Here is a 1,958-nt window from a genome sequence, read left to right as displayed (position 1 = left end):
GCTCCGGTGATAATACACTCAAAATTGTCAGGCTGTTTTCAAATAAATATCCTGGCAAAATAAAAATTGTTTCATCCCCTCAAAATATGGGGATCCATCATAATTTAATTAATTGCAGCAAATTATGTAAGGGTAAATATATAGCTCTTTGTGAAGGGGATGACTTTTGGACTGATCCTCATAAACTGCAAAAGCAGGTAGATTTCTTAGAAAACAACCCCGACTACGTTATATGCTGCCATTATACCCGGGTGATAAATGCCGATAATAGAACGCTTTATGTAAATCCGAAGCCGGTACCATTAATTCATACCTACCACGATTTACTTGCAGGCAAACAGGAAGAAACAAAAACGGCAACTGTTTTATACCGAAATATACCAGATCTGTATAATCTGTTTTCAACTCCCTGGTTTTTTAATTGTTATGCCGGGGATAAAATTTTTAAGCTTTTTGCAACACACCATACCGGCAAAAAAATATATGTGATGCCCGAGATTATGAGTTGTTATCGTAACCATGAAGGTGGCATATGGAGCATGATCAATACAAAAATAAGGATGGAAAGAATGATAAGTGACTTTAACCTGATTATTAAACATTTTACATACCCGGCGTTTCAAAGAAAAAAATTGCTGCTGCTTTACGTAAGAAGGTATTTGCTATTTGAGCTACGCAACATGCAGGTACGCAAAGCATATGAAACTGTAAAATATTTGCTTTATCCTAATTAAAAGCCATAAAAACAGTTATGAAAAAAGATCCGGCTTTGCACCAAAAACCCAGCTTATTCTTTGTTATTCCCTCATTAATGGGAGGGGGGGCCGAAAGAGTATTGATATCCCTGGCTAATCATTTCAACCAATTAAATTTTCAGCCGATAATTATTTCCTTAAATAACCAACCACCGGCTTATACAATTGATAACGGAGTAAAGGTAGTGTACATCGTAAAACGAAATAAAAATTTTCTTAGTCACAGGATTTATTATATAGTACAAACTTTTTACAAATTGGTAAAGTTGCTTTTGAAAGAGAAACCAGTTTGCGCTATATCGTTTATTAGCTCGGCAAATATATGGACCGGCATTGCATGTTACTTTACACGTACTCCCTATATTGTTTCAGAAAGAACATCGCCAAGCCGTAGCGTAAATCAATTCAATTATTTTCATAGACAGTTAGCCGCAAGCCTTTACAAAAAATCTGCCGCGGTTGTTGTGAGCGCTAAAGGGGTTGAAGATTGTTTGCTTGAAAATAAAGCATTTAAAAAGCTTTCCAATATACATAGAATTACGAATGCTGTTACCGCTTTTAAATCAATTTCAACTAAAAAGGTACACCATCGAAAGTTTATTTTGGGAGTAGGAAGGTTAACGCGCGTTAAAGGATTTGATATACTGATATCAGCGTATAATACGGCAAATATTGATGATGTAGATCTGCTTATAATAGGAGAGGGAGAGGAAAGGGATAACCTTATTTGCCAGATTCATAATATGGGATTAAGCGAAAAAGTTATATTGCCAGGTTCAAAATCCAACCTGCAGGATTATTATAGCCAGGCAGAGATATTTGTTTTACCATCCAGAAATGAAGGTTATCCAAATGCATTAGTTGAGGCAATGAGCTTTGGATGTCCATGTATTGCTATGGATTGTGATTTTGGTCCATCAGAAATAATAACAGATGGCGTAAATGGGGTCTTGGTGCAAAAAGGATCAGTTTCTGGCCTGGCAACAGCTATAAACGATTTAAATAATAATCCATCATTAAAAAATGACCTTGGTAATATGGCCAGAAATATTATAAGCACCAATAGCCCCGAAAAAATATTTAAAGCGTGGGAGGATTTGGTAATAAAACATACTGGCAATGCCATTCCCCTGAATGGGGTACTAATTACTGATCAATATTAACTTACATTAATTTTTATCGTTATGCTACAGTATTTAATTC

Annotated in this window: 2 protein-coding genes; both read left to right on the top strand. The window is 35.5% G+C overall.

All coding sequences use genetic code 11. The features are described from left to right. Nucleotides 1-734 (top strand): glycosyltransferase family 2 protein (locus tag AC1DPZ_RS26250; RefSeq protein WP_477409057.1); only part of this gene is annotated, 734 nt, incomplete at its 5' end. Nucleotides 735-751: 17 nt separating this feature from the next. Next, on the top strand, nucleotides 752-1,918 hold the full coding sequence (locus AC1DPZ_RS26245; RefSeq protein ID WP_477409055.1) for a glycosyltransferase: 1,167 nt from the start codon (nucleotides 752-754) through the stop codon (nucleotides 1,916-1,918). Nucleotides 1,919-1,958 lie beyond the last annotated feature (40 nt).

This window comes from Mucilaginibacter sp. P4_G9 (genome assembly GCF_056400985.1).
Note: the sequence above shows the minus strand (reverse complement) of the source record. Positions and strands in the feature narration are given on the sequence as shown.

What these genes read in the sequence shown, in the direction of transcription:
- AC1DPZ_RS26245 (WP_477409055.1), top strand. Translation starts at nt 752, where the DNA reads ATGAAAAAAGATCCGGCTTTGCACCAAAAACCCAGCTTATTCTTTGTT.